Here is a 24622-nt window from a genome sequence, read left to right on the forward strand (position 1 = left end):
AACAATCCGAGCCCAACAGCTCAGTCCAGGGGGCGCGCTTCGCCCTCCTTCTGAGAGTCGCGACTTGACCAGGACGGCCGCGCCGCACCGGCGGAGAGCTTTCCGGAAACGATAAATCGGGGAAACGCCCAAGGGTCCGTTGAACATCCCGGTTCGAAAGCGCAAGAAGAGCACGCCAAGGGGCCCGCGCGAGGTCCGTCGAACAGTTCAGGAAACGCCCGAGGACCGGCCCCGTCACGGCTTCGACCAAGAGTTTCAGGAAGCGCCCAAGGAAAGGGATTACCAATGCAGTTGAAAGACGTCTCCGTTCTCATCACCGGCGGTGGATCGGGACTCGGCGCCGCGACGGCGCACGCGATGGCCGCCAAGGGCGCCAAGGTCGCCGTGCTCGATATGAACAAGGACAATGCCGACAAGGTCGCGGCCGAAATCGGCGGCGTGGCCTGCGTCGGAGACGTGTCGCAGGAAGCTCCGGTCAAGGAAGCGATCGCCAAGGCTGAAGCCGCCCATGGCATCGTCCGCGTGCTGGTGAACTGCGCCGGCATCGGCGGCGCGGTGAAGACCGTCAGCAAGAACGGCGCCTATCCGCTCGACCACTTCATGCGCATCATCAACGTCAATCTGATCGGCAGCTTCAACTGCATCCGTCTCGTTGCCGAGCGCATGCAGAGCGCCCCGACGATCGGCGAAGAGCGCGGCGTCTGCATCAACACCGCGTCGGTCGCGGCCTATGATGGCCAGATCGGCCAGGCCGCTTACTCGGCGTCGAAGGGCGGCATCGTCGGCATGACCCTGCCGGTGGCGCGCGACCTCGCCTCGATGAACATCCGGGTCATGACCATCGCGCCGGGCCTGTTCCTGACGCCGCTGCTGATGGGTCTGTCGGAAGAAGCCCGCAAGAGCCTCGGCTCGCAGGTGCCGCATCCGGCCCGCCTCGGCGATCCGTCGGAATACGCGTCGCTCGCGGTGCAGATCGTCGAGAACCCGATGCTGAACGGCGAGACCATCCGTCTCGACGGCGCCATCCGCATGGCCCCGCGGTAGTAACACCTGAACCCTCTCCCCTTGTGGGAGAGGGTGGCGAACGAAGCTCGCCGGGTGAGGGGGATCCGGGAGTCCGAACCCCTCACCGGGCAGCGTTCGCAGTCGACGCAAACAGGCCCTCTCCCACAAGGGGAGAGGGCGCAGCAACGAGCGCCGAGGCGGCGACAACGTCGTCCGGCGAAATAACAAGCTTCGCGACAGCGGGGCATGAAAACAACGTGTTGCGGGAGTGAAGAGCGTGTCCCAGGTGCTGCTGGTCGATCATCGCGATGGCGTCGATTGGGTGACGCTGAACCGTCCCGACAGCCTGAATGCGCTGGATCCCGAACTGGTCGATGCGCTCAACGATTATTTCGGCCAGCTGCAGCGCAATCGCGACACGCGAGTCGTGGTGCTGAAGGGCGCCGGCAAGAACTTTTGCGCCGGGCTGGATCTGAAGGCGGCGATGGGCCGCCGCGGCAAGCAACAGGAGCCGCCGGGCGTCACCGAGTCGCTGGATTCGCAGCGCCGGATCGCCGACATCGTGATTTTGATGCGCCGCTGCCCGCAGCCGATCATCGCGCTGGTGCAGGGCGCGGCCGCCGGCGGTGGCTTTGCGTTGGCGCTGGCTGCCGATGTTCGTATCGCTGGACGGACCGCGCGGATGAACTGCGCTTTCATCAAGCTCGGCCTCGGTGGCTGCGACATCGGCACCAGCTACTTTTTGCCGCGCCTCGTCGGCGTCTCGGTCGCGTCCGAACTGATCCTCACTGGCCGGTTCATCGGCGCCGAGCGCGCGCTGATGACGGGGCTGGTCTCCGAGTTGGTCGAGGACGATCAGCTCGATGCCGCGGCGCAACCCTTTGTCGATGCGATGATGGCGGCGTCACCGGTGGGTTTGCGGCTGTCCAAGGAATGCCTCAACATGGCGGTCGATGCCGGCTCGATCGAGCAGGTGATCGCGATGGAAGATCGCAATCAGGTGCTGTGCTCGCGCTCGGAGGATTTCGCCGAGGGCATCGCGGCCTTCCTGGAGAAGCGCAAGCCGGTGTATATTCGCCGCTAGGCGAGTGCGCGCTGCGGTGAGCATTGCGACGTAGAAGAACAGCGGCCCGGAAAGAGGCCCAGACGGGAGAAACCAGGAATGACTTCAAGCGCAGCCGCGGTGTTGACCAAGCCGGCCTTCCGCAAGGTCAATTGGCTGCCACGCGACATCGACGTCGAGCGTCGTCCCGATGGCGTGATTGTGATGAAGTCGCGTTTCCCGCTGCGGGATCACGATCCGCATCTGCCGATGGCGCTCGCCAAGTGGGCCAAGCAGCGACCGGATCATACCTGGCTGGCGCAGCGCGGCGGCGCGGACCGGCAATGGCGCAAGGTTTCCTATGCCGAGGCCAAGCGGATCGTCGACGGCCTGACCCAGGCGCTGCTCAACCTGAAGCTGCCGGAAGGTCGCCCGGTCACCATCCTGTCGGGCAATTCGATCGAGCATGCGCTGATGATGATGGCGGCGATGCAGGCGCGGATCCCGACTGCGCCGGTGTCGCCGGCCTATTCGCTGATGAGCCAGGATCATCAGAAGCTCAAATATCTGTTCGACCTGGTGAAGCCCGCCGTGGTGCTGGTGCAGGACGGCGCGCAGTTCAGTAAGGCGCTGCACGCGCTGGATCTCACCGGCGTGCAGGTGGTGCACGTCGCCAATCCGGCCGAGGGCATCGCCAGCGTGTCGTTCGCCGAGATGGCCGCGACCCCGGTCACCGCCGAGGTCGAGCAGTCGGTCGCGCAGATCACGCCCGATACCGTCGCCAAGCTGCTGTTCACCTCCGGCTCGACCGGCATGCCGAAGGCGGTGATCAACACCCAGCGCATGATGTGCGCCAATGCCGCGATGATGATGCAGGTGCGGCCGCGCGATCCGAACGGACCGCTGCCGGTCAACCTCGACTGGATGCCCTGGAATCACACCATGGGCGGCAACGCGTCGTTCAATCCGCTGCTGATCGAAGGCGGCACGATGTACATCGACGACGGCCGCCCGGTGCCCGGCATGATCGAAGAAACGCTGCGCAACCTGCGTGAGATCTCGCCGACCTACTACGCGAACGTTCCGGCCGGCTACGCCGCACTTGCGGCGGCGATGGAAAAGGACGAAGCGCTGTGCCGGTCGTTCTTCAAGAACCTCAGCCTGATGGCTTACGGCGGCGCGCGCTTGCCGGACGATCTCTACGAACGGATGCAGACGCTGGCGGTCCGCGCCACCGGCGAGCGTCTGGTGTTCTACACCGGCTGGGGCTCGACCGAGACCGCGCCGACCTCGACCGGCACGTATTGGGACACGGAGCGTGTCGGCCTGATCGGTCTGCCGTTTCCCGGCGTCGAGCTGAAGATGCTGCCGATCGGCGACAAGTACGAACTACGTCTGCGTGGCGTCAACGTGATGCCCGGCTATTACGGCCAGCCGGAGCTGACCGAGAAAGCGTTCGACGAAGAGGGCTTCTACAAGATCGGCGATGCCGGCGTGTTCGTCGATCCGAACGATCCAGTGAAGGGCATCATTTTCGCCGGCCGCGTGGTCGAAGACTTCAAATTGATGACCGGCACCTTCGTGCATGTCAGCACGGTGCGCACCGATGCGATCGCCGCCGCGACGCCGGTGGTGCAGGACGCGCTGGTGGCGGGGCAGGATCGTGAATTCATCGGCCTGCTGGCGTGGCCGAACCTGCACGCCTGCCGCCAGATCGTCGGCAATCCGGACGCGACGTTCGAGGACGTGGTGAAGCATCCGGCGGTGCTCGCGGCGTTCAAGGCCGGCCTTGAGAAGCATAACGCCGAGGTCAAGGGCGTCAGCTCGATGCGGATCGCGCGCGCCATGCTGATGAGCGAACCGCCGTCGATCGACGGCAACGAACTCACCGACAAGGGCTACATCAACCAGCGCGCCGGCCTCGAGCGCCGCGCCGCGTTGGTCGCGCGGCTGTATGCCGCGACGCCGGATGATGATGTGGTGGTGCTGAAGTGAGCGGCGCTAACACCCTATCGTTCGTCAATCCGGGATGCGCCCCTTGGGGCGCAGGTCCGGAATCCATAACCCCCGGCGGTGATTATGGATTCCGGGTTCGCGCTGCGCGCGCCCCGGAATGACGAACGTGAATGTATCGAATGACAGCTAACAACTAACAACAAACGAGACACGGCCATGAACTTCGATTTCTCCGACGACCAGAAGCAACTGCGCGATCAGGCACGGCGGTTTCTTGCCGAGAAGTGCCCGCCGCGGGCGGTGCGCGCCGTGCTCGAGGGCAAGGCGGATTACGATCGTGACCTCTGGAAGGGACTGGCCGAGATGGGCTTCCTCGGCGTCGCGATTCCCGAGGAATTCGGCGGCACCGGGGCGGGGCATCTCGAGCTGTGCGTCATCGCCGAAGAGCTCGGCCGCGCGCTGGCGCCGGTGCCGTTCGCCTCGACCGTCTATCTCGCGGCGGAAGCGTTGCTGATCGCCGGCTCGGACGAGCAGAAGCAGAAGTGGCTGCCGAAGATTTCCTCGGGCGAGGCGATCGGCACGCTGGCGCTGTTCGAAGGCACCGGCAATCGGTCGCACAAGGCCGTCAAGGTCACGGCGTCAAACGGCACGATTTCAGGCACCAAGAAGCCCGTCGCCGACGGCGCCATCGCCGACTTCGCGATCGTCGCGGCGCGCACCGGCAACAGCGGCCGTGAAGCCGATATTTCGTTGTTCCTGGTCGATCTCAAGGCCGGCGGCGTCACTGCCAAGCCGCTGCAGAATGTCGATCCGTCGCGGCAGCAAGCCGAGTTGGTGTTCGATGGCGCCAAGGCCGAGCCGCTCGGCGCCGCGAATGAAGGCTGGAGCATCCTGTCGCGGGTGATGGACCGCGCTGCGGTGCTGATCGGCTTCGAGCAGGTCGGCGGCGCCGACCGCGCGCTGGAAATGGGCCGTGACTACGCGCTCGACCGCATCGCATTCGGCCGGCCGATCGGCTCGTTCCAGGCGGTCAAGCACATCCTCGCCGACATGTACGTCTCGGCGACGCTGGCGCGCTCGAACTGCTACTACGGCGCCTGGGCGCTCTCGACCGACGCGGGCGAACTCGCCGAAGCCGCCGCCGCGGCGCGGATCAGCGCCACGCAGGCGTTCCAGCATTGCGCCAAGCAGAACATCCAGGTGCACGGCGGCATGGGCTTCACCTGGGAGTTCGATTGTCACCTGTACTATCGCCGCTCCAACGCGCTGGCGCTGGCGCTCGGCAGCCAGTCCTATTGGGAAGACCAACTGATCGACCGCATGCGCCAGAAGAACGCGGCGTAATTACGCTCGTGTCCCGGACGCGGTGCGGCGCGCAGCGCTGCTCCGCAGATCCGGGACCCCGCTTGAGCGCTGTGAACCGGGGCCCCGGATCAGCAGCGCACCACGCCGCAAGGGCGGCGCACTGCGCTGCATCCGGGGCACGAGCTGCGAGATGAGGATAGGCAGATGAACTTCGACGATACCCCGCAGGAAGCCGAATTCCGCGCCAAGGCGCGCGCCTGGATCGACGCCAATGCGCCGAAGCAATACGAGGACGATTTGCGCAAGGCGTCGCTCGGCCGCGTGGCGCTGAAGGGCGCCAATGTGCTCGATGTCGCCAAGGCCTGGCAGAAGAAGAAGGCCGACGCCGGTTGGGCCGTGCCGCATTGGCCGAAGGAATATGGCGGCCGCGGCGCGTCGCCGATCGAGCGCGTGATCTGGCAGCAGGAGGAGGGCGTGTTCGGCAAGCTCACGGCGATGTTCATCATCGGCCAGGGCATGTGCGGTCCGACCATGATGGCCTACGCGTCGGAAGAGCAGAAGCGGCACTATCTGCCGCCGCTCGGCTCCGGCGAGCAGGTGTGGTGCCAGCTGTTCTCCGAGCCCGCCGGTGGTTCGGACGTCGCTGGCCTGCGCACCCGCGCCGAGAGGGATGGCGACGACTGGGTGATCAACGGCCAGAAGATCTGGACCTCCGGCGCGCACTACTCGGACTATGGCATCCTGATCACTCGCACCGACCCGACCGTGCCGAAGCACAAGGGTCTGACGATGTTCTTCCTCGACATGAAGAGCCCCGGCGTCGAGATCCGGCCGATCAAGCAGGCCAACGGCAATTCCGACTTCAACGAGGTGTACTTCACCAACGTGCGGATCCCGGATAGCCAGCGCCTCGGCGCCGTCGGTGACGGCTGGAACGTGTCGCTGACCACGTTGATGAACGAGCGCATGTCGATCGGCGCCAATGTGGCGACCGGTTTCCCTGAGCTGTTCGACTATTGCAACTCGCTGACGCTCGACGGCGCGCCGGCGCTCGACGATCGCGCGGTGCGCAGCAAGCTGGCGAACTGGGCCGTGAAGGCGAGCGGGCTGAAATATACCAGCTTCCGCTCGATCTCGGCGCTGTCGAAAGGCCAACGTCCCGGTCCGGAGAACTCGATCGGCAAGCTGGTCGCCGGTTCGATGATCCAGGAGGTCGCGATGTATGCGCTCGATCTGCAGGGCGCCGCGGGAGTGTTGAGCGCGCCCGAGGATGCCGACGTCGGCGGCCGCTTCCAGGCGATGCTGCTGCGTTCGCCGGCAACGCGCGTCGAGGGCGGCACCGACGAGATCCTGCGCAACATCATCGCCGAGCGCGTGCTCGGCCTGCCGGGCGACATCCGTGTCGACAAGGACGTGCCGTTCAACCAAATCCCGACGCGGGGGCGGGCGTAGTCACCCCGTGTCCCGGACGCGGTGCGGCATTCTTCATGCCGCTTCGCAGATCCGGGACCCCGGTTCGGCGCCGAAGAGTACAGCGGGGCCCCGGATCTGCAGCGCACCACGCCGCAAGGGCGGCGCGCTGCGCAGCGTCCGGGGCACTCACTGATTAGTGGACACGCCGCGCGTGGGCCACGTTACGATGAGGAAGCGACGATGAATTTCGACGATACCCCGCAGGAAGCTGAGTTTCGCGCCAAGGCTCGGGCGTGGATCGACGCCAACGCGCCGAAGCAATACGAGCAGGAATTAGCGAAGTCCGGCCTCGGCCGCATCAGCCTGAAGAACGCCGACATCGTCGAAGTCGGCAAGGCGTGGCAGAAGAAGAAGGCCGAGGGCGGCTGGTCCTGCCTGACCTGGCCGAAGGAATATGGCGGCCGCGGCGCGACGCCGATCGAGAAGGTGATCTGGCAGCAGGAAGAGGGCGTCTACGGAAAGCTCACCCAGCCGTTCCAGATCGGCGAGGGCATGTGCGGTCCGACCGTAATGGCCTATGGCAGCGAGGACGACAAGCGCAAGTATCTGCCCAAGCTCGCCTCGGGCGAGAACATCTGGTGCCAGCTGTTCTCCGAGCCGGCGGGCGGCTCCGACGTCGCCGGTCTGCGCACCCGCGCCGAGAAGGATGGCGACGACTGGATCATCAACGGCCAGAAGATCTGGACCTCGGGCGCGCACTACTCCGATTACGGTTTGCTGATCACCCGCACCGACCCGAATGTGCCGAAGCACAAGGGCCTCACCATGTTCTTCCTGGACATGAAGAGCCCCGGCGTCGAGGTGAAGCCGATCAAGCAGGCCAACGGCATGCAGGAATTCAACGAGGTGTTCTTCACCAACGTGCGAATTCCGGACAGCCAGCGGCTCGGCGCCGTCGGCGACGGCTGGAACGTCTCGCTGACCACGCTGATGAACGAACGTATGTCGATCGGCGCGCGGCTCGCCACGGGCTTCCCGGAGATCTTTGCGTTCTGCAACGATCTGGTGACGGAGAACGGCCCGGCGATCGACGATCCGGCGGTGCGTAGCAAGCTGGCCAACTGGGCCGTCAAGGCGAGCGGCCTGAAGTACACCTCGTACCGCTCGATCTCGGCCCTGTCGAAGGGCGAGCGTCCGGGACCGGAGAATTCGATCGGCAAGCTGGTCGCCGGTCCAATGCTGCAGGACATTGCTGCCTTCGCGATGGATCTGGAAGGCGCCGCGGGCGTGTTCACCGATCCGGCCGAGGCCGAAGCCGGCGGCAGCTTCCAGGCGATGATGCTGGGTTCGCCGTCGATGCGCATTGCCGGCGGCACCGACGAAATCCTGCGCAACATCGTCGCTGAGCGCGTGCTCGGCCTGCCCGGCGATATCCGCGTCGACAAGGATGTGCCGTTCAACAAGATCCCGACCAAGGGACGGGGTTAGCCTCTGCGTGTCCCGGACGCGCCGCAGCGCGAAGCGTTGCTGCGCAGATCCGGGACCCCGGTTCGGGCACCGACAAACAACGCCGGGGCCCCGGATCAGCAGTGCACCACGCCGCAAACGCGGCGCGCTGCAAAGCATCCAGGGCACGTTCCATTTCAAGGCATGCAAGGATGTCGCCGATGACCGAGAAATCCGACCACTCCGCTCCGATCGATGTCCTTGAAGACCTGATGGCGGCGCGCTATTCGTGCCGGCGCTTCAAATCCGATCCGGTGCCGCGCGCAACGATCGAGCGGATTCTGACCGCAGCGCAGAAAACCGCGTCGTGGTGCAACAGCCAGCCGTGGCAGGTGGTGATCACCTCCGGCGAGGCAACGTCGAAGTTTCGCGAGGTGATCTACCCGACCGCGGCCGGCGGTGCGCCGATGACCGGTGACTTCGAATTCCCGCGCGAGTATCGCGGCGTCTATCTCGACCGCCGGCGCGAGAGCGGATTCCAGCTCTACAATGCGGTCGGCATCGCCCGCGGCGACAAGGCAGCCGCCGCCAAGCAGGCGCTGGAGAACTTCAACTTCTTCGGCGCGCCGCATGTGGCGATCATCACCAGCGACGAGGCGCTCGGCGTCTACGGCGCCGTCGATTGCGGCGGCTACGTCACCTCGTTCATGCTGGCTGCGCAGGCGCTCGGCGTCGCCACCGTGCCGCAGGCAGCGCTGGCGTTCCACGCCGCCGTGGTACGCAAACATTTCGGCCTGTCCGAGGATCGCCGCGTCGTCTGCGGCATCTCGTTCGGCTACGCCGACACCGAGCACAAGGCTAACAGCTACCGCACCAATCGCGCAGGCCTCGGCGAAGTCGCGACATTCGTCGAATCGTAGCAGGCTCAGCGCGCTCGCTGCGCGCGTTCCTTCTCCACGGCGTCCGTGGTGCCGCGTAGGAACGCCATGTGGCGCCTGGAGAGGCGCCGAGCACCTTGAGAAACATGGTGACGAAGCATCGGCAGAAACAGCCGCTGAACCGAGCTTGCGCCGATCTCGTCCAGTAGCGTGGCGAACACGCGGGTCTCACGCCCGCCTTCTGGATGCAGCACGGGAAAAATAGCGGCGCGGACCAGGAGTTCGCAGCCGTGGCGTCGCCGACAGCGTGCCGCAGACGTTGGGCATCCCCGCCAGCATCTCTGGCTCGATAAACACGTCGTAGCCCTCCACCGTCCTCGATGCCTGGATGGCGTGCATCGCGCCGCCGGGAAACCACATCGCGTGTCGATGCGGCGCCAGTTCCTGAGCCGAGCCGGCCCATGTGATTTTGTATGCGACGACGCGACCGGGCGCATTGTCCGGCTCGATCCAGTCATCGGAAATGGCTGTTGGTCGAGGATCGGCACCAGTGATGGATGCTCAGGTGGGATTGGCCGGATCTCGAAATAAACTGGCATATCCGCCAGATACCGCCAACCGCTCGCGGCCTTATAGGTAAGTGCTGCCGGTTGCTCCCGGCAGCTATTGCGAAAGGAGTACTCGAATGAATGATCGCATTCGTTCGGTGGCCGATCTGGAAGCCGTTGTCGGGACGACGCCAGACTTAATGAACCTCAAGGTGATCGATCACCTCGACGACGGTGCTTTGCGTTGGATTGCGGCGTCGCCGATCCTGTTCGCCGGCTTTGCCTGTGCGGGGGCGGTGGCCGTCACCCTCGGCGGTGGCGAGGCTGGATTCGCGAGCGCCGACGCGCATCGGCTCCGCTTGCCCAAAGCTGTGCTCGACGATCCCGCTCCGGCGAGGCCCGGACAGGGGTTCGGCTCGCTGTTCCTGCTGCCCGGCACCGTGGAAATGTTGCGCATCAACGGTCGCATCACGGAGGTGCGCGATAACGAGATCTGTATCGAGGTGGAGCAATGTTACGGTCATTGCGGCAAGGCGTTGCTGCGCTCCGAATTCTGGATGGCGATGCCGCTCGCGACTGCGCCGCAGGACGTTAAAGGCTTCGCAGCCGAGAGCCGTCTGATGGCGCTGGCGACGTGTGACGCAGCGGGACGTACCGATCTCAGCCCCAAGGGCGATCCGGCCGGATTGCTTCGACTCGACGACGGCTGCGCCTGGTTCGCCGATCGACCCGGCAATCGTCGCACCGACAGCTTCCGCAATATCCTGTTGCAGCCGCGTGTGGCGGCGGCGCTGCTGATCCCCGGCGCGTATTCGATCGCTCTATTATCGGGGCTGGCCCGGATTACGTCGGATGCGGGCAAACGGACCGCTTTCGCGGTCGACGGCAAAGTCCCGGCGCTGGTGACCGCGATCGACGATGTGACGATCGAGCTGCACGATAGTCCCGCGCTTCGCCGCGCCAAGCTTTGGCCGCTGCATCCGCCGACCCACGGGATCGACGCCGCCAAGCTGTTCGTCGAGCACATCAAACTGAACAGGAATGCCGGATTAGGCGCCCGCCTCACCAGCGCCGCACTGTCCGTACCCGGCGTTTCCGGCTTGCTGAAGAAGGGATTGGACAAGGAGTACAAGAACAATCTGTACTGACGACCCTCACGTCGTCGCTCACGCGAGTCATCCGACGTTCTGTCCTGCCTCAGAACCGCGGCGGACGCTTCTCTTTGTAAGCGGCGATGCCCTCGAGGATCTCGTCGCTGCGCATCGATGAGCGAGCGCGGGTATCGGCAGCTTGCTCGTCGAGTGCCTGGCGGGCGAACTCATTGATCGCGCGCTTCATGCCGGCGACGGCGTTGGGCGCATTGCCGGCGAGCGTCGTGGCCAGCGCATCGACTTCGCGGTCGAGCCGATCCATCGGTACCATCTGTGTCAGATAGCCGATCCGGAGCATCTCGGCGGCGTCGATACGCTGAGCGGTCAGGAACAGTCGCTTGGCGTTGTCGACGCCGAGGCGGGTGACGTAGCGCTTGATGCCGTTCGGGTAATAATGCAGCCCTAGCCGCGCCGCCGGCATGAACATTTCGGCACTGTCGACGCCGATGCGGAAGTCGCAGGCCAGCGCCAGATCGGTCGAGCCGCCATAGACCCCGCCGTTCAACCGACAGATCGTCGGCATCCGAAGCGCCTCCAGCCGGTCGACCACTTGTTCGAACGCCGCACCTGGAGATTCGCTCTCGGTGTCGCTGGCCGCGCGCTCGGCGATCTGGCCGAGATCGAACCCGGCCGAGAACGCGCGGCCGGTGCCGGTGAGCACCAGCACGCGGACCGCCGGATCGGCGTCGATCTGGTCGAATTGGCTCAGCAGTGCGGTGAGATCTTCGGCCAGCAGGCGATTGAGATGTTTCGACCGATTCAACCGGATGATGGCGCGCGGGCCGTCGAGGCTGAGAAGCGGCGTGCTGTCGCCGTCCGTGTCCGACATCAATCCGAACTCCTGGGGACATGGAAGGTGGGGCGCGACCCTCACCGCGCCGCCTCGGGCGATCCCGGCTGGCTCCAGATCACATGCCTGCGTCGGCCCCCGCACGTCAATGATCGGGCCGATCCGGGCCGGTGGCGCTCCCGGTACCGGGTTGTTTATACTCCGGTCCGTTTCAACGTGTATTCCGGGCGCGCGGCTCTGGCGGTCCGGTGTCCGCTGCGCATGTCGGCGTCTCGATCAGGTTCTCGAACACGGGTTGGCAAAGATGGATATTGCCCATATCGCCCAGCATGCCGGCATGGCGGGCAGCGTATTCGCGACCATCTTCGTGGTCGCCACCGCCACGATGCGGACCATGATCCCGCTGCGCGTGTTCGGGATCCTGACCAATGCCATGCTGATCGCGGTGTCGATCCCCACCCACAACTATCCGACGCTGGCGCTGCATGCAGTGCTGCTGCCGCTCAACGTCTGGCGGTTGCACCAGATGCTGCAGCTCGTGCGGGACGTGAAGAAGTCCGTCAACAGCGACCTGTCGATGGAGTGGCTGAAGCCGTTCATGACCGAGCGCAAATGCGCTGCCGGAGAGGAGCTGTTCTACAAGGACGAGAAGGCCGAGCACATGTTCTACATCGTCAGCGGCCGTTTCCGCCTGGTGGAGTCCGGCATCGAATTGCCGGTCGGCGCGATCGTCGGCGAGTTGGGCATGCTGTCGCCGTCGCATACCCGGACCCAGACGCTGGAATGCATCGAAGCCGGCGTCGTGCTTGGCGTCAGCTATCGGCAGGTCGAGGAGCTGTATGTGCAGAATCCCGAGTTTGGCTTCTACTTCCTGCGGCTCGCGAGCGCGCGGCTGTTTCAGAATATCGAGACGCTGGAAGCGCGGCTGGCGCAAGCTCACCTTGCGGTGCCGGTCGAAGTCGCCACCGAAACGGCTTAGCGTGGCGAGGGCGGAACAGTGGCTGGCTATATCGATGCGCTGCGGTCCACGCTCGCCGAACTGCTCGGGGAGCGCGACGGCGTCGTGTCGCTCGAGCTTCCGAGCGGGCTGTCTCCGCGGGTCGAGCGGCTGGTGCGCGAGGCGGTGGAGCGGCTGGTCGAATACCAGAACCGCCGCTACGCGCAGCTCTATCTCGAGCGGATCGGCCGGTTCGCTCGCCGCCTCGATATCGGCGAGGATCTGCTGATCGAGATCGCGCGGCTGATGGCGGCGCGGATGACGTATGAGGATCCGATCCGGCTGGCTCAGCTCGCGCTGAAGGAGGCGGCGATCGGGCCGGACGGCGCTCCGCGCAACCGGGTCGATCGCAAATGCCGGTTTCGGATCGACGAGGTTGTGTCGGCACTGCCGATCGTCGTTGCAAACCCGATCCTGAAGGTCCTCGGGGCGCTGGGCTGGCAGCACATGCCGCTGAAGATTCGCTTCAACGCGACCGACTGGCTGGGCATTCGCCGACTGCGGATCGAGGCGTGGCTGCGGCGCTGGCGGATGTTGTCGATCCGCTTCGCCCAGGAACGGATCTGGGTGGAGCGCTGGCTGCATATGATCGACCGGTGTCTGGCCAAGCGGCCGGAGGCGGTCTGGGCGGTGCTGCAGAGCGCCACCATGATCGGCGGCTACGGCGATGCTTATCGGTACGGCCTCGCCAATTGGACTCTGATCATCGACACTCTCGTCAAGCCGGTGTTCGCCGGCACCCTGCAGCTCGACGATCTCGCAGCCGCGATTGCTGAGGCGCGCGCAGCGGCGGTCCCCGACCGGCGGCAAACGGCGCTGAAGCGGACCATCGCCGCCATTCGCGCCCGTGCGACGGCAGTTGCGACCCCGGCAACGACCATGGCCACGGCCGCGAGCGGGCCCTAACCCCACCATCGGGAAAGTTGGTGGGCCGCCGCGCCCCGCAGTTTCCGCCACGTGCATTCTGGAACCAGAAGTGTCATAAAGGAGCCACGGTCCTTGACCGGTGGAGATGCTCAGCGCCCGCGCGGAGCTCCGGACGACGAACAGCGCTGCCTGTTCATGCCGCGATGCTTCCTCGGGCCCAGGCAAAGGGCGTGAGATTGATCCTTCCCCAATTGTCGTCGACGGTCTCCGTTGGTGCGCTCGTCGGATGGATGCTCGTGCTCACCGTCAAGCACGTCGCGGCCGACTTCTATCTGCAGAACAAATGGATGGCGCTCGGCAAGGATCAGAAGTCCGGGTGGGCGCTGCCGCTGCTGGCGCATTGCGGCGTGCATCTGCTGCTGACCACCGCGGTGATGCTGGTACTGGCGCCACGCTACTGGTTTATCGGCCTGATCGATTTCGCCATCCATCTGGCGATCGACCGCACCAAGGGATTCTGCGTCGCTCATTTCGACGTCACGCAGGAATCACGCTGGTTCTGGTGGCTGATCGGAACCGATCAGGCACTCCATCACCTCACCGGATTTGGTCTGGCCGTGGTGCTCGCCGCGAATCCATAAGCGCGGGAATCATGCGTCGGCGTCCTGCTACGTCTGCGTGCCGAGCCTCACTACGCTGGCGGACGCTCTTGAGCGGCTTTGAGCACGACGATCAGTAGGCATGACGCGATCCGATCGATGAAACGGCATCGAGCACGGTCCAATAACCACGTCACGTTTCGCTCATCGGCGCCATCGAGCGCCGGTGAGCCTATTCGCGTGCGATACACGTCGCCGATCAGGCGCTGATCCGGTCGTCCACGCCGCTGGTGGTGGTGACATCGGCAGGCGGCACGCTAGCGGTCTGGGTTCCGTGCGCGGCGATCTTGGCGTTGGCCTTGGTGAACTGCTGCTGGAAGGCGAGCACGTCCTCCAGCAGCCGCGCCATCGCGCCGCTCACCCAGTCCTGATATTCGCGAACCGCATCGAGCGGGGTTGTCGCCTCGCCGATCCGCCGCGCGGTTTCGAGAGCCGCATGGGTGCCAACCCGCCGGCGCTCGAACCATCCATCGGAAAAATCTTTCATGCCGGCGAGAATAGTTTCTTCGTTTTCCCAGAAGGTGATGCCGGCCGGAGCATAGGACTTGGCGCTCGGCGCCAGCAGGTTCGGAAACAGTGTCACGGGATCGCTCATTCGAATTCTCCGTCGTGACTGAACAAATGCGACCAGATCGCCGCATTCGCGAAATGTTAACGCGAATCTGTCGGCGGAAGTGATCAATTCCGGGCGATCGTAAAAACGTGATCGCGTTTTCGTTCCATGCGAATCGAGGGGAGCGACAGGGAGGTATCAGGGGCGATAGTTAAGAGCTCATTAACAACTTCGACCGCATCCTCGGCATCGTAGTCGCCTCGGAGTAACGCCGATGTTGTCGAGCCGTGAAGCCTTCGAAAACGACCACTGTCCCGTCCGGGATGATCTCCTCGGTGCGATGTATCGCGCCAATGAGCACGGACTGCCGGCCCTGGTCGAAAGTGTCTCTTCCGACGTCCGTGCCCAACTTGCGCTGTTCTGCTACCGCCGGGCGCATCTTCACGCCCTGGCGCTCACCATCGCGGCGAGCTGCGACGAGCGCGATCTGATCCATCATGGTGGAAGGGTCGGTTCCGTTCTGGCAGCGCTCGCGCGAGAGACGGCAAAGCCGCGCCATCGGCCGTCGTCGACCTACAGCCACCGCAAGGCGATCACGCTGTCGACCAAGCCGCTGTCGAGCTTCGCGCCGCTGGATCAGGACGATCTCGACGAAGACGATACGCCGGCGAGCCAGACCGGCCTGATCGGGCTGGCTTAGATCGGACGGGCGTCAGGCAGCGGCGGAAGCTTATGCTTCCGCCGGGCCATGGCGCATTCCGGATCGCCCGGCTGGCACTCGCGGCAGACCTCGGGCCGCAGCGTATAGATCGTGCAGGCGGTGGTCTCGCCGATCGTTCCGCTGAGCGCCGCGCAGCGGTCGGCATCGCAGCGCATGCCGGACAGGCGTTCGTTGACGAGGTTTGCCGGGATCGCGTCGAGCGCAGCGTCGTCCTCGACCGTGAAGCGCGGCCAGTTCGCCGAATAGGCGCAACAGGCGCCGCAGCTTTGACACGGGCTAACGGCTTCGATGGGGGTAAGCGCACTCATCGGCTTCCTTTAGCCCGGCAAGTTCGTGCGCGAAACCAGCCGGCGACGACGGACCGGCGAAATTGTCGATCATTCCTTCGGCTGCGTGGCGGCTGCCAGCAGAGCTTCGAGTTCCGCGATCCGGATATCGCGCGTGGTGATCGCCGCGGCAACGTCTGCGGCGTCGAATTTTTGCGGGATGTGCTGCGGGCAATTCGTATCCCAGGCCTCGACTTCGAACAGGATCGCCTGTTCGGGCCGCGCTTTGTAGCCCTTGGGCATCAGCCGCGCGACCAACTCCGGATCGTCTTCGATCACCTTGGCGCGTCCCCAGAGCTTGATCCGCCGGCGGTGCGCATAATCGATCGCGAACAGATAGGCCTTTGGATTCTCGGCCAGGTTCCCTTGGGTGATGAACTGCTGATTGCCCTTGAAGTCGGCGAAGCCGATGGTGTGTTCGTCGAGCACGTGGAGGAAGCCGGCCGGCCCGCCGCGGTGCTGGATGTAGGGTTGTCCATCGGCGCTCGCGGTCGCGAGCAGCACGCTGGTCTGGGCTTGCAGAAACGCCGCCAGATTGTCGTCGATGGCGGTCGCCCAGCCGCCATTGCGCTCGACGCGTGCATAAGTGTCGCGTGAGCCCTTGCGGGCCTGGATTGCCTTGACGACCGGGGTGAAGGCGATGTCGCTGGAGACGTGCAATGCTTCGGTCATGAGACCCTCCTGCTTACTGTCCCCAAGATCGTCACTTCTTGTTCTCAGAACAATCAGGTGATTTGACACTTCATTGTTGCTCGTTTTGAAATAGTGACATGGACCGTCTGGACACCATGAGCGCGTTCGTCGCCGTTGCCGATCTGCAGGGCTTTGCGCCGGCGGCGCGGAAACTCGGGCTGTCGCCGTCCGCGGTAACGCGGTTGGTTGCAACGCTGGAACACCGCCTGGGCACCCGGCTGCTGCAGCGGACGACGCGCTCGGTCGCGCTCACCGACACAGGTGCACGCTACCTGGAGCGCGTGCGGCGGATCTTGGCCGATGTCGAAGAGGCCGACGCGTCGGCTTCGGCGGAGCGCGTGACGCCGTCGGGGCGGCTCGTGGTGTCGGCGCCGGTCGGCTTCGGCCGGCGCTATATCGCGCCCCTGCTGTCGGATTATCTGAAGCGCTACCCGGAAGTCGCCGGCGAATTGAGACTGTCGGATCTGATGATCAATCTGATCGACGACGGCGTCGATTGCGCGGTTCGGATCGGTCATCTGGCGGATTCGAGCCTGGTGGCGCGGCAGCTCGGTGCGATGCGGCGGATCGTCGTGGCGGCGCCGGACTATCTGGCGGCGCGCGGCACACCTATTATGCCGGCCGATATCACTGCGCACGACATCGTTCACTTCGGCCAGACCGGAGCCCAGATCGACTGGCGCTTTGTCGTCGATGGGCGCGACGTGCGTGTGCCGTGCGCGCCACGCTTCGTCAGCAACGTCGCCGATGTCGCGATCCTCGATGCCGAGCGCGGCGGTGGGCTGACCCGCGTGCTGGCCTATCAGGCTGCGGATGCGATCGCCGCGGGCCGTCTGGAGATCGTGCTGGCGGACTACGAGGTGCCGCCGCTGCCGATCGCGATCGTTTATCCGACGTCGCGGCTGCTGTCGGCAAAGGTGCGCGCTTTCATCGACCTTGCGGTGGCGGCCGGCGACTGGCGCTTCGGCAGCGACGCCGAGCGGAGCGGGGCATGATGGCGGATCTGTTCGATCATTTCGACGAGCCGCCACGCCGCGAAGACATTGCCCCTGGCGCCGCGCTGCTGCGAGGCTTTGCCCGCGCCGAGGAGCGCGAGTTGCTTGCCGCGATCGATGCGGTGGTGGCGCGCGCGCCGTTTCGCCATATGATGACGCCGGGCGGCCACACGATGTCAGTCGCGATGACGAGCTGCGGCACGGCCGGCTGGGTCACCGATCGCCGCGGCTATCGCTATTCGCCGGACGATCCCGAAAGCGCGAGGCCCTGGCCCGAGATGCCTGCCGTGCTGCGCCATCTCGCGCAGCGCGCCGCAGCCGCAGCCGGCTTCACGAATTTCGACCCCGACGCCTGCCTGATCAATCGCTACGTGCCCGGCGCCAAAATGGCGCTGCATCAGGACAAGGACGAGCGCGACTTTGACGCGCCGATCGTTTCGGTTTCGCTCGGTTTGCCGGCTGTGTTCCAGTTCGGCGGCATGGCGCGCGGCGACAAGCCGCGCCGCTACGAGCTGCGTCACGGCGACGTCTTCGTGTGGGGCGGCCCGTCGCGCCTCGTGTATCACGGCGTGCTGACGCTGAAGGACGGCGAGCATCCGCTGCTCGGCCGCCAGCGCATCAACCTGACGTTTCGCAAGGCCCTGTGACGCGCGGCGTCAGGCCGCCAGATCGAACTCGGCGATCCCGGCCGAGACCAGGCTGTCGCGGCTGATATCGGCAATCCGGCGCGCGCCGGTCAGCGTCATCGCCACCCGCATTTCCTTGTCGATCAGTTTGAGCAGCTTGCTGACGCCGTCCTCGCCGGCGGCCGCCAGCGCATAGATGAAGGCGCGGCCGAGCAGCACCGCGTCGGCGCCCTGCGCCAGCATGCGAACGACGTCCAGGCCGGAGCGGATGCCGGAATCAGCCAGCACGGTGAGATCACCTTTGACCGCATCGGCGATCGGCGGCAGCGCCCGCGCGGTCGACAGCACGCCGTCGAGTTGCCGGCCGCCATGGTTGGACACCACGATGCCGTCGGCCCCGAACCGCACCGCATCGCGGGCGTCCCGCGGATCGAGGATGCCCTTGAGGATCATCTCGCCCTTCCAGCTGTCACGGATCCATTGCAGATCGTGCCAGCCGATCGACGGATCGAAATTGGCGCCGAGCCAGCCGACGTAATCGTCGAGCGCGATCTTCTTCTTCAGATAGGTGCTGACATTGCCGAGATCGTGCGGCCGGCCACGCAGCCCGACGTCCCACGCCCAGCGCGGATGGCTGATCACTTGCAGCATCCGGCGGAACGCGGCGTGCGGGCCCGACATGCCGGAATGCGCATCGCGATAGCGCGCGCCCGGCACCGGCATGTCGACGGTGAATACCAACGTGCGAACCCCGGCCGCCCAGGCGCGCTCCAGTGCGTTGGCCATGAAGCCGCGGTCCTTCAGCACGTAGAGCTGAAACCAGATGGGCTGATCGACCTGGCTCTGCACCTCTTCGATCGGACACACCGAGACGGTCGAGAGCGTGAACGGGATGCCACGCTTCGTCGCGGCGCGTGCCGCCTGAACCTCGCCGCGGCGCGCGTACATGCCGGTCAGCCCCACCGGCCCGAGCCCGACCGGAAGCGTGATGTCGCGGCCGAACAGCCGCGTCGACAGATCGACTTCGCCGACCTCCTTCAGCACCCGCTGATGCAGCGCCAGCCGCTGCAGGTCTTCGCAATTGCGCCGCAGCGTCTGCTCCGCATAGGCGCCGCCGTCGATGTAGTGAAACAGGAACGGCGGCAGGCGGCGACGGGCGGCTTCACGAAAATCCAGCGGAGATGAGATGATCATGACGGGCGTTCACTCCTGAGCGATGTGTTGTTGCGCGCGCGAGGCCCGGCGCTGGCGTTGTGCGTCGTCTTCGATCAGCGCAAGACGCTGCTCGACGAAATCGAGATGCCGGCCGGCCGCGTCGCGCGCGCTGTCGGCATCGCCGCCGATCACGGCGTCGAGAATGTCGCGGTGCTGATCGTTCAGTTCGGCGAGAATGCCGGGCAGGTGATAGAGCCGGCGAAGGCTCTGCGAGATGCTGGCTTCCAACAGCCCGAGCAGCCCGGCCATCACCTGTTGCAGCACCACATTGTGGGCCGCGGTGCAGACCGCCATGTGGAAGGCGGCGTCGAGCCGCGCCTGCGACTCGACGTCGTCGGCCGGTGCGTTCACCACGCCCTGATAGGCAGCGCAGAGCCGCGCTCTGTCGGCCTCGTCGGCTCTCAGTGCGGCGAAGTACGCGGTCTCGCCCTCGATCAGCCTACGCATTTCCATCACGTCGCGCCAATAGCCGGCCTCGCTCCGCGCCAGCGACGCCAGCGGCAGCAGGGCGCTGCGCACCGGATCGGACTCGTCGGAGGCGCTGACGAAGGTGCCGCCGCCGCGGCGGCTGACCAGGACGCCGCGACTGGCAAGCTGGCGAATGGCTTCGCGCAGGGTCGGCCGCGACACGCCGAAATCGGCGGCGAGCTGCCGCTCAGACGGCAGCCGATCCCCTGGGGTGAGGTTGTGTGCCGCGATCAGTGCTTCGATCCGGCCCGCTACGGAAACCATGGACGTTACAACCTTTGATATTGGTAAGACCAGTTGGCGCGCCAGGATGCGGTAGACGCTGATATTTCTGCGGTATATGCCCTCAATTGATCTGGATCAAGTCAGTTATTGGTCTGACCAATTCGGCTCCGAATACCTGCCGGTGGAGAGAGGCAATGAACGAAGGTCTGATGCGGACCCGCCCGGCCAAAGCGCGGGCGCCGGTGATGCAGTCGACCGCGGGCTGGCTGCGCTGGGCGGCGCGGCGGCTGGAGCTGCGCGCGATCGGCCTTGCGCCCGAACAGTTCAGCCTCGCCGAAGGCGCGCGCGCCGCCGTCGCCGTCGCGGTACCGCTGCTGATTGCTGTCGGCTCCGGACAAAGCTGGATGGGCTGGTCGGTATTCGCCGCGTTCTGGACCTGCCTGTGCGACAGTCCCGGCTCGGACCGCTTGCGCCGCCGTCTGCTGCTGAGCTTCGTCGTGTTCGGCACGGTGATTAGTTTCGTCGGCGCATGGGCCGCGTCGCTGGCGCCGGCTGCCGGACTCGTCGCCGGTCCGCTGTTGGTGTTCGCCGTGATCCTGCTGGCGTCGTCCGTTGCCTACGGCGCCTTGCTCGGGACGCTGCTTGCGGTGGTGGCTGTCGTCGCGGTCGGCTTTCCGCGACCGCTCGATCTGGCGGCCGTGCAGGCCGCGGCTTTCCTGGCAGGTGCCGGATGGGCGTGGCTGCTGATCAATTGGATCTGGCGGATCGATCCAGCGGCGCCGCTGCGCCAGAACGGGGATGCGGTGCTAGCCCGCCTCACCGACATGACGAGCGATCTGCTGGCGATCGGACGCGGCTCGCATCGCGATACGCATTGGCACAGCGAGCACGCCGAGCATCGCCGCGCCGTGCGGCTGGCGCTGGAGCGGCTGCACGGATTGCTCGGCCGCTATGCGGGCGAGCCTGAAGCGGCAACCGAGCCGACGCGGCGCCTACTGGAATTCGCCGAGACGGTGTTCAGCGCGCTCATCGCGCTGGATCAGGCTTTCATCGACGGGCTGGGCTCGGCGCAGGAGCGGGCGGCTGTGACACGCGCGTTCGGCATTGCGCTTCGATACGTGCGTCGCGTTCGCCACGATCCGGCGAAGCTGTTCAGCGTGCGGCGTGGCCCCTCGCGGCTCGCTATGTTACGCGCGCGCCTATCCGATCCTCTTCTCGCCGGATGCGTTGTCGCGCTGGAAGATGCGTTGGTCCTGATGGCTGATCGCGGTCGGCGCCGCCCCTCGGAAGAGTCCGCTCCACAGACCGATCGTTTGACGTGGCGCGACAGGCTGAGGCCCGGCTTGCGCCAGGCGGCGCGGCAATCGGCCGGCGTCGTCGCCGTCTATGCCGCGGCGCTCGCGTTCGATCTCGGCTATCCCTATTGGGCCACGATGGCGGTCGTCGTGGTTCTCCAAGGTGGCGTCCGCTCGACCTGGACGCGCACGATCGAGCGGGTTCTGGGAAGCCTACTCGGCGGCTCGCTGGCGCTGGCGCTACTTCACGTGACCGACGCCAAAGTGTTGCTGTCGGCCGTATCGGTGCCGTTGGCGACGGCCGCGATATCGCTGCGCAGCGTCAACTACACGGCCTTCGTGGTTTTTTTGACGATGCTGTTCATCATCGTCGCCGAGATGCTGCAGCCCGGGACCGGCATTGCCTCGGCCCGCATGCTCGACAACGTCATCGGCAGCATCGCGGCGCTGTTGTCGGTGATCGTGTTCTGGCCGGAACTCGGCCCGCCGCTGCAGGCGCGGATCGAGCGTAGCCACGACGCCAACCGGGCCTATCACGACGCGGTGCTGTCCGATGCGCCGATCGAGACCATTCACCGGCTGCGGCGGGCGGCCGGCATGGCCAGCATCGAGGCGGAGATCGCGTTGCACGACTTCGGCGGCCTGCTGCGCTGGCGGCAGCGGCTGTCGACCGAGCAGGCCGCGGTGCTGATGGACGTGCGCCGGCTCGCCGGCCACGCCGCCGTGGCATGGCATCAGCGCCTCGCAGCTTCGCTGCGGGGCGCTGCCGATCGCAACGATCAGCGCGAGCCGATTACGGCTTCGCCGGGTGAATGAACGGCCACGGGCTGGCTTCGCTGTCGCGCGGGACGTCGATGGCGATCAGTTGCGGGCCGCCAGCGGCGAGCGCGTTCTCCAGCGCCGGGCGGAAGTGATCAGGCGAGGTGACCCGCGATGCACCGACGCCGAACGATTCGGCGAGCTTGACGAAATCCGGATTGACGAGGTCCGACGCCACGACGCGGCCCTCGAAGCCGTGCAACTGATCGCGGCGGACGTTGCCGTAGGCCGAGTTGTCGAACACCAGCGTCACCACGCCGATCTTGTACTGCACGGCGGTGGCGAGTTCCTGCACGCCGAACATGAAGCCGCCGTCGCCGGTGATCGCGACCACGGGCTTGTCCGGGCAGGCGACCTTGGCGCCGAGCGCGGTCGGGAAGCCGGAGCCGAGCGTGCCCTGATAACCGGAGGTGAGGAAGGTGCGCGGCTGATAGATCGGGAAGCCATACCAGGAGGCGAAGCCGACTTGGGAGAGTTCATCGGTGACGACGGCGTCGTCCGGCAGCACGTCGCGCAGGATCTTCAAGTACGACATCTGCGGCTGGATTGCCTGGATGTCCTGCTGCGTCTTCGCGGTGGCGGCGCGGATCACCTCGCGGCGGCCCTTAATTCTGCTGTAGCCGACCTTGCTCACCGCATCGGCGAGCGCACGCGCGCCGGCTTTGGAGTCCGACACGATCGCCGCATCCGGCGTGTAGCGGCGCATCTCCGCCGGGTCGATGTCGATGCGCACCGACTTCAGCCCGTCAGGCCGGAACGGCCAGCGGAAGGTTGTCGGCAGTTCCATGCGGCTGCCGATGCCGATGATCAAATCGGTCTGCGGCCACAGCTGATAGGCGGCCGCGAAGGTCAGGCCGAGTTCATGCCGGTTACTGACGATGCCGCGGCCGGAGCGGAACGCCACCACCGGCGCGTCGATCATCTCGGCGAGCTCGAGGATCTCGTCGCCAGCCTCGAGCGCGCCGCCGCCGACGAAGATCATCGGCGCCTTGCTTTGCGCGATCAGTTTGGCGGCCGCGGCGACGCGGTCCGGATCGGGCACCGGCGGCGCAACCGGATCGAGTGTCAGCGCCGCCGCCGTCTCGGCGCGCTGCGTGAACACGTCCCACGGCATCTCCAGCGCCACGGGCCCGCGCCGGCCGCTCATCATCTCCTGAAACGCCCGTGCCACAAGCGCCGGCGCCTGGCCCGGATATTCAATGCGCTCGGCCCATTTGATGAAGCTACGCAGCGTCGCCAGCTGATCCGGCATCTCGTGCAGATGGCCACGACCCTTGCCGAGATAAGCGCTCGGCACCTGGCCGGTGAGGCACATCACCGGCTCGTTGCAGCCGAACGCTGTGAGCAGCGCCGCGCTCGCATTCAGCACGCCCGGCCCGGGGACGACGCTGAACACGCCGGGCTTGCCCGACGCGCGGGCGTAGCCGAACGCCATGTAACCGCAGGCCTGCTCGTGCCGCGCGCCGATCACCTTGAGCTGCGCCTTGGCGAAGCCGTCGAACAGTCCGTAGATCTGCGCACCGGGCAGGCCGAACACGGTGTCGACGCCGTGCGCGACCAGGCCCTGCACGATCGCTTCGCCTCCGGTGATGACGCTCATTTCTGAATCCTGTGACTTGCGGTGACTAACTATTCGGCTTCGTCGACGACGCCGTTGCGCAGCACGCCGATGCCGTCGGCTTCGACTTCAATGATATCGCCGGGCCTCAGATAAACCGGCGGCTCGGCGCGCGCGCCGGCGCCGGACGGCGTGCCGGTAACGATGATGTCGCCCGGCACCAGCGTGGTGAAGGTCGAGATGTAGTGGATCAGATAGCGGAACGAGAAGATCATCCGCGAGGTGCGGTCGTCCTGCCTTGTCTCGCCGTTGACCCGCGTGGTCAGCCTGATATCGGCGATTTGCGACTCGTCGGTGTAGGGCACCAGCCACGGCCCGAGGCTGCCGGTGTGGTCGAAGTTCTTGCCCTGCGTGACGTTGAATTTGGCGTGGCGAACCCAGTCGCGGATCGTGCCCTCGTTGCACAGCGTGATCGCCGCGATGTGGTTCAGCGCGTCGGCCTCTGCGATGTGGCGGCCGCCTTGGCCGATCACCAGCGTCAGCTCGCCTTCGTAGTCGAGCAGCGTCGATGCCTTCGGCCGCACCAGCGGCGTGCCGTGGCCGACGAAGGAGCGCGGCGTGCGCATGAACATCGACGGAAACTTCGGCGCCTCGCTGCCGTCTTTATATTCGGCGTTGCGATCCGGATAGTTGACGCCGACGCAGATGATCTTCTCCGGCTGCGGGATCGGCGGCTCGAACTTCGCCGCGTCACGGGCGAAGTCCGGCGCCGTGTGGTCGGCCTCGTCGACGATCCGGGTCAGGGCACCGGCCGCGATCACCTCGCGCAGCGTCGGATAATCGTTGGCATGGCGCGCCGACAGATCGACGACGCCATGATCGCACACCGCGCCGTAGCGCGTGAGGCCGTTGACGGTGAAAGTGGCGAGGCGAGGGGTGGTCATGGCTGAGATCCGTTTTGATGGCGCAGCGACTTAGGTTTCCCTCCCCCTTGCGGGGAGGGTGGCCGGCCGTAAGGCCGGTCGGGTGGGGGTAGGCCACATACTCAGTGCCCGTGGACCCCCCCCCCCC

The 24622-nt window shown here is 65.9% G+C and carries 23 protein-coding genes; 15 read left to right on the forward strand and 8 right to left on the reverse strand.

Going from position 1 to position 24622, the window contains the following annotated elements; genetic code table 11:
- Window positions 1-285: 285 nt before the first annotated feature.
- The 8 genes from IP86_RS05290 (at window position 286) to IP86_RS05325 (ending at window position 10741) form a co-directional block, all read left to right on the forward strand.
- Window positions 286-1044 (forward strand): SDR family NAD(P)-dependent oxidoreductase, encoded by a 759-nt coding sequence (locus IP86_RS05290; protein ID WP_054161463.1) that lies wholly within the window; start codon window positions 286-288, stop codon window positions 1042-1044.
- Between the two features lie 238 nt (window positions 1045-1282).
- Complete coding sequence (locus IP86_RS05295) at window positions 1283-2089, forward strand: enoyl-CoA hydratase/isomerase family protein (protein WP_054161494.1); 807 nt, start codon at window positions 1283-1285, stop codon at window positions 2087-2089.
- 78 nt (window positions 2090-2167) lie between these two features.
- A complete protein-coding gene (locus IP86_RS05300) occupies window positions 2168-4042 on the forward strand; it encodes an AMP-binding protein (RefSeq protein WP_054161464.1) in 1875 nt (624 codons plus the stop codon).
- A gap of 177 nt (window positions 4043-4219) precedes the next feature.
- Entirely contained in the window at window positions 4220-5347 is a 1128-nt protein-coding gene (locus tag IP86_RS05305) for an acyl-CoA dehydrogenase family protein (protein WP_054161465.1), read from the forward strand.
- 165 nt (window positions 5348-5512) lie between these two features.
- Window positions 5513-6760, forward strand: a complete 1248-nt coding sequence (locus IP86_RS05310) for an acyl-CoA dehydrogenase (RefSeq protein WP_054161466.1) — start codon at window positions 5513-5515, stop codon at window positions 6758-6760.
- A 201-nt stretch (window positions 6761-6961) separates the two neighbouring features.
- Window positions 6962-8209, forward strand: coding sequence for an acyl-CoA dehydrogenase (locus IP86_RS05315; RefSeq protein WP_054161467.1), 1248 nt, complete (start codon window positions 6962-6964; stop codon window positions 8207-8209).
- Window positions 8210-8388: 179 nt separating this feature from the next.
- Entirely contained in the window at window positions 8389-9087 is a 699-nt protein-coding gene (locus IP86_RS05320) for a nitroreductase (RefSeq protein WP_054161495.1), read from the forward strand.
- A gap of 598 nt (window positions 9088-9685) precedes the next feature.
- The gene (locus IP86_RS05325) at window positions 9686-10741 is read left to right on the forward strand and encodes a pyridoxamine 5'-phosphate oxidase family protein (protein ID WP_197279634.1); all 1056 of its coding nucleotides are present in this window, start codon (window positions 9686-9688) and stop codon (window positions 10739-10741) included.
- Between the two features lie 49 nt (window positions 10742-10790).
- On the opposite strand, the gene IP86_RS05330 is transcribed toward IP86_RS05325, so the two are convergent.
- Window positions 10791-11573, reverse strand: coding sequence for an enoyl-CoA hydratase/isomerase family protein (locus IP86_RS05330; protein ID WP_054161469.1), 783 nt, complete (start codon window positions 11571-11573; stop codon window positions 10791-10793).
- A gap of 265 nt (window positions 11574-11838) precedes the next feature.
- Between IP86_RS05330 and IP86_RS05335 the strand changes: the two genes are divergently transcribed.
- The 3 genes from IP86_RS05335 to IP86_RS05345 all read left to right on the forward strand — a co-directional run bounded on the left by IP86_RS05335 (window position 11839) and on the right by IP86_RS05345 (window position 14039).
- On the forward strand, window positions 11839-12513 hold the full coding sequence (locus IP86_RS05335; protein WP_054161470.1) for a Crp/Fnr family transcriptional regulator: 675 nt from the start codon (window positions 11839-11841) through the stop codon (window positions 12511-12513).
- Between the two features lie 18 nt (window positions 12514-12531).
- Entirely contained in the window at window positions 12532-13437 is a 906-nt protein-coding gene (locus IP86_RS05340; protein WP_054161471.1) for a DUF6537 domain-containing protein, read from the forward strand.
- 197 nt (window positions 13438-13634) lie between these two features.
- The gene (locus IP86_RS05345; RefSeq protein ID WP_054161472.1) at window positions 13635-14039 is read left to right on the forward strand and encodes a DUF3307 domain-containing protein; all 405 of its coding nucleotides are present in this window, start codon (window positions 13635-13637) and stop codon (window positions 14037-14039) included.
- A 217-nt stretch (window positions 14040-14256) separates the two neighbouring features.
- On the opposite strand, the gene IP86_RS05350 is transcribed toward IP86_RS05345, so the two are convergent.
- Window positions 14257-14652 (reverse strand): hypothetical protein, encoded by a 396-nt coding sequence (locus tag IP86_RS05350; protein WP_054161473.1) that lies wholly within the window; start codon window positions 14650-14652, stop codon window positions 14257-14259.
- Window positions 14653-14884: 232 nt separating this feature from the next.
- Between IP86_RS05350 and IP86_RS05355 the strand changes: the two genes are divergently transcribed.
- Window positions 14885-15310, forward strand: a complete 426-nt coding sequence (locus tag IP86_RS05355; protein ID WP_054161474.1) for a hypothetical protein — start codon at window positions 14885-14887, stop codon at window positions 15308-15310.
- On the opposite strand, the gene IP86_RS05360 is transcribed toward IP86_RS05355, so the two are convergent.
- On the reverse strand, window positions 15307-15639 hold the full coding sequence (locus IP86_RS05360; protein ID WP_054161475.1) for a YkgJ family cysteine cluster protein: 333 nt from the start codon (window positions 15637-15639) through the stop codon (window positions 15307-15309). The genes IP86_RS05355 and IP86_RS05360 overlap by 4 nt on opposite strands.
- Window positions 15640-15708: 69 nt before the next feature.
- Window positions 15709-16329 carry a pyridoxamine 5'-phosphate oxidase family protein gene (locus tag IP86_RS05365; protein ID WP_054161476.1) on the reverse strand — a complete coding sequence of 207 codons (621 nt, stop codon included), beginning with the start codon at window positions 16327-16329 and terminating at the stop codon, window positions 15709-15711.
- Between the two features lie 98 nt (window positions 16330-16427).
- Here IP86_RS05365 and IP86_RS05370 point away from each other — a divergent pair, with 98 nt between their 5' ends.
- Both IP86_RS05370 and alkB read left to right on the forward strand, forming a co-directional pair.
- Window positions 16428-17345 carry a LysR substrate-binding domain-containing protein gene (locus tag IP86_RS05370; protein WP_054161477.1) on the forward strand — a complete coding sequence of 306 codons (918 nt, stop codon included), beginning with the start codon at window positions 16428-16430 and terminating at the stop codon, window positions 17343-17345.
- Window positions 17342-17992, forward strand: coding sequence for a DNA oxidative demethylase AlkB (gene alkB / locus IP86_RS05375; protein ID WP_054161478.1), 651 nt, complete (start codon window positions 17342-17344; stop codon window positions 17990-17992). The genes IP86_RS05370 and alkB overlap by 4 nt, the downstream gene beginning before the upstream one ends.
- Before the next feature lie 9 nt (window positions 17993-18001).
- Here the strand turns inward: alkB and lldD are convergent, their stop codons facing one another.
- Window positions 18002-19165 (reverse strand): FMN-dependent L-lactate dehydrogenase LldD, encoded by a 1164-nt coding sequence (gene lldD / locus IP86_RS05380; RefSeq protein ID WP_054161479.1) that lies wholly within the window; start codon window positions 19163-19165, stop codon window positions 18002-18004.
- Between the two features lie 9 nt (window positions 19166-19174).
- Complete coding sequence (locus tag IP86_RS05385; protein ID WP_054161480.1) at window positions 19175-19918, reverse strand: FCD domain-containing protein; 744 nt, start codon at window positions 19916-19918, stop codon at window positions 19175-19177.
- Between the two features lie 155 nt (window positions 19919-20073).
- Here IP86_RS05385 and IP86_RS05390 point away from each other — a divergent pair, with 155 nt between their 5' ends.
- Window positions 20074-21990, forward strand: a complete 1917-nt coding sequence (locus IP86_RS05390; RefSeq protein WP_197279636.1) for an FUSC family protein — start codon at window positions 20074-20076, stop codon at window positions 21988-21990.
- On the opposite strand, the gene IP86_RS05395 is transcribed toward IP86_RS05390, so the two are convergent.
- Both IP86_RS05395 and IP86_RS05400 read right to left on the reverse strand, forming a co-directional pair.
- Window positions 21968-23593 carry a thiamine pyrophosphate-dependent enzyme gene (locus IP86_RS05395; protein WP_054161481.1) on the reverse strand — a complete coding sequence of 542 codons (1626 nt, stop codon included), beginning with the start codon at window positions 23591-23593 and terminating at the stop codon, window positions 21968-21970. The two genes, IP86_RS05390 and IP86_RS05395, sit on opposite strands and share 23 nt — an antisense overlap.
- Window positions 23594-23622: 29 nt before the next feature.
- Window positions 23623-24495 (reverse strand): fumarylacetoacetate hydrolase family protein, encoded by an 873-nt coding sequence (locus IP86_RS05400; RefSeq protein ID WP_054161482.1) that lies wholly within the window; start codon window positions 24493-24495, stop codon window positions 23623-23625.
- Window positions 24496-24622: the final 127 nt, after the last annotated feature.

It is taken from the genome of Rhodopseudomonas sp. AAP120 (genome assembly GCF_001295845.1).
GTDB lineage: Bacteria > Pseudomonadota > Alphaproteobacteria > Rhizobiales > Xanthobacteraceae > Rhodopseudomonas.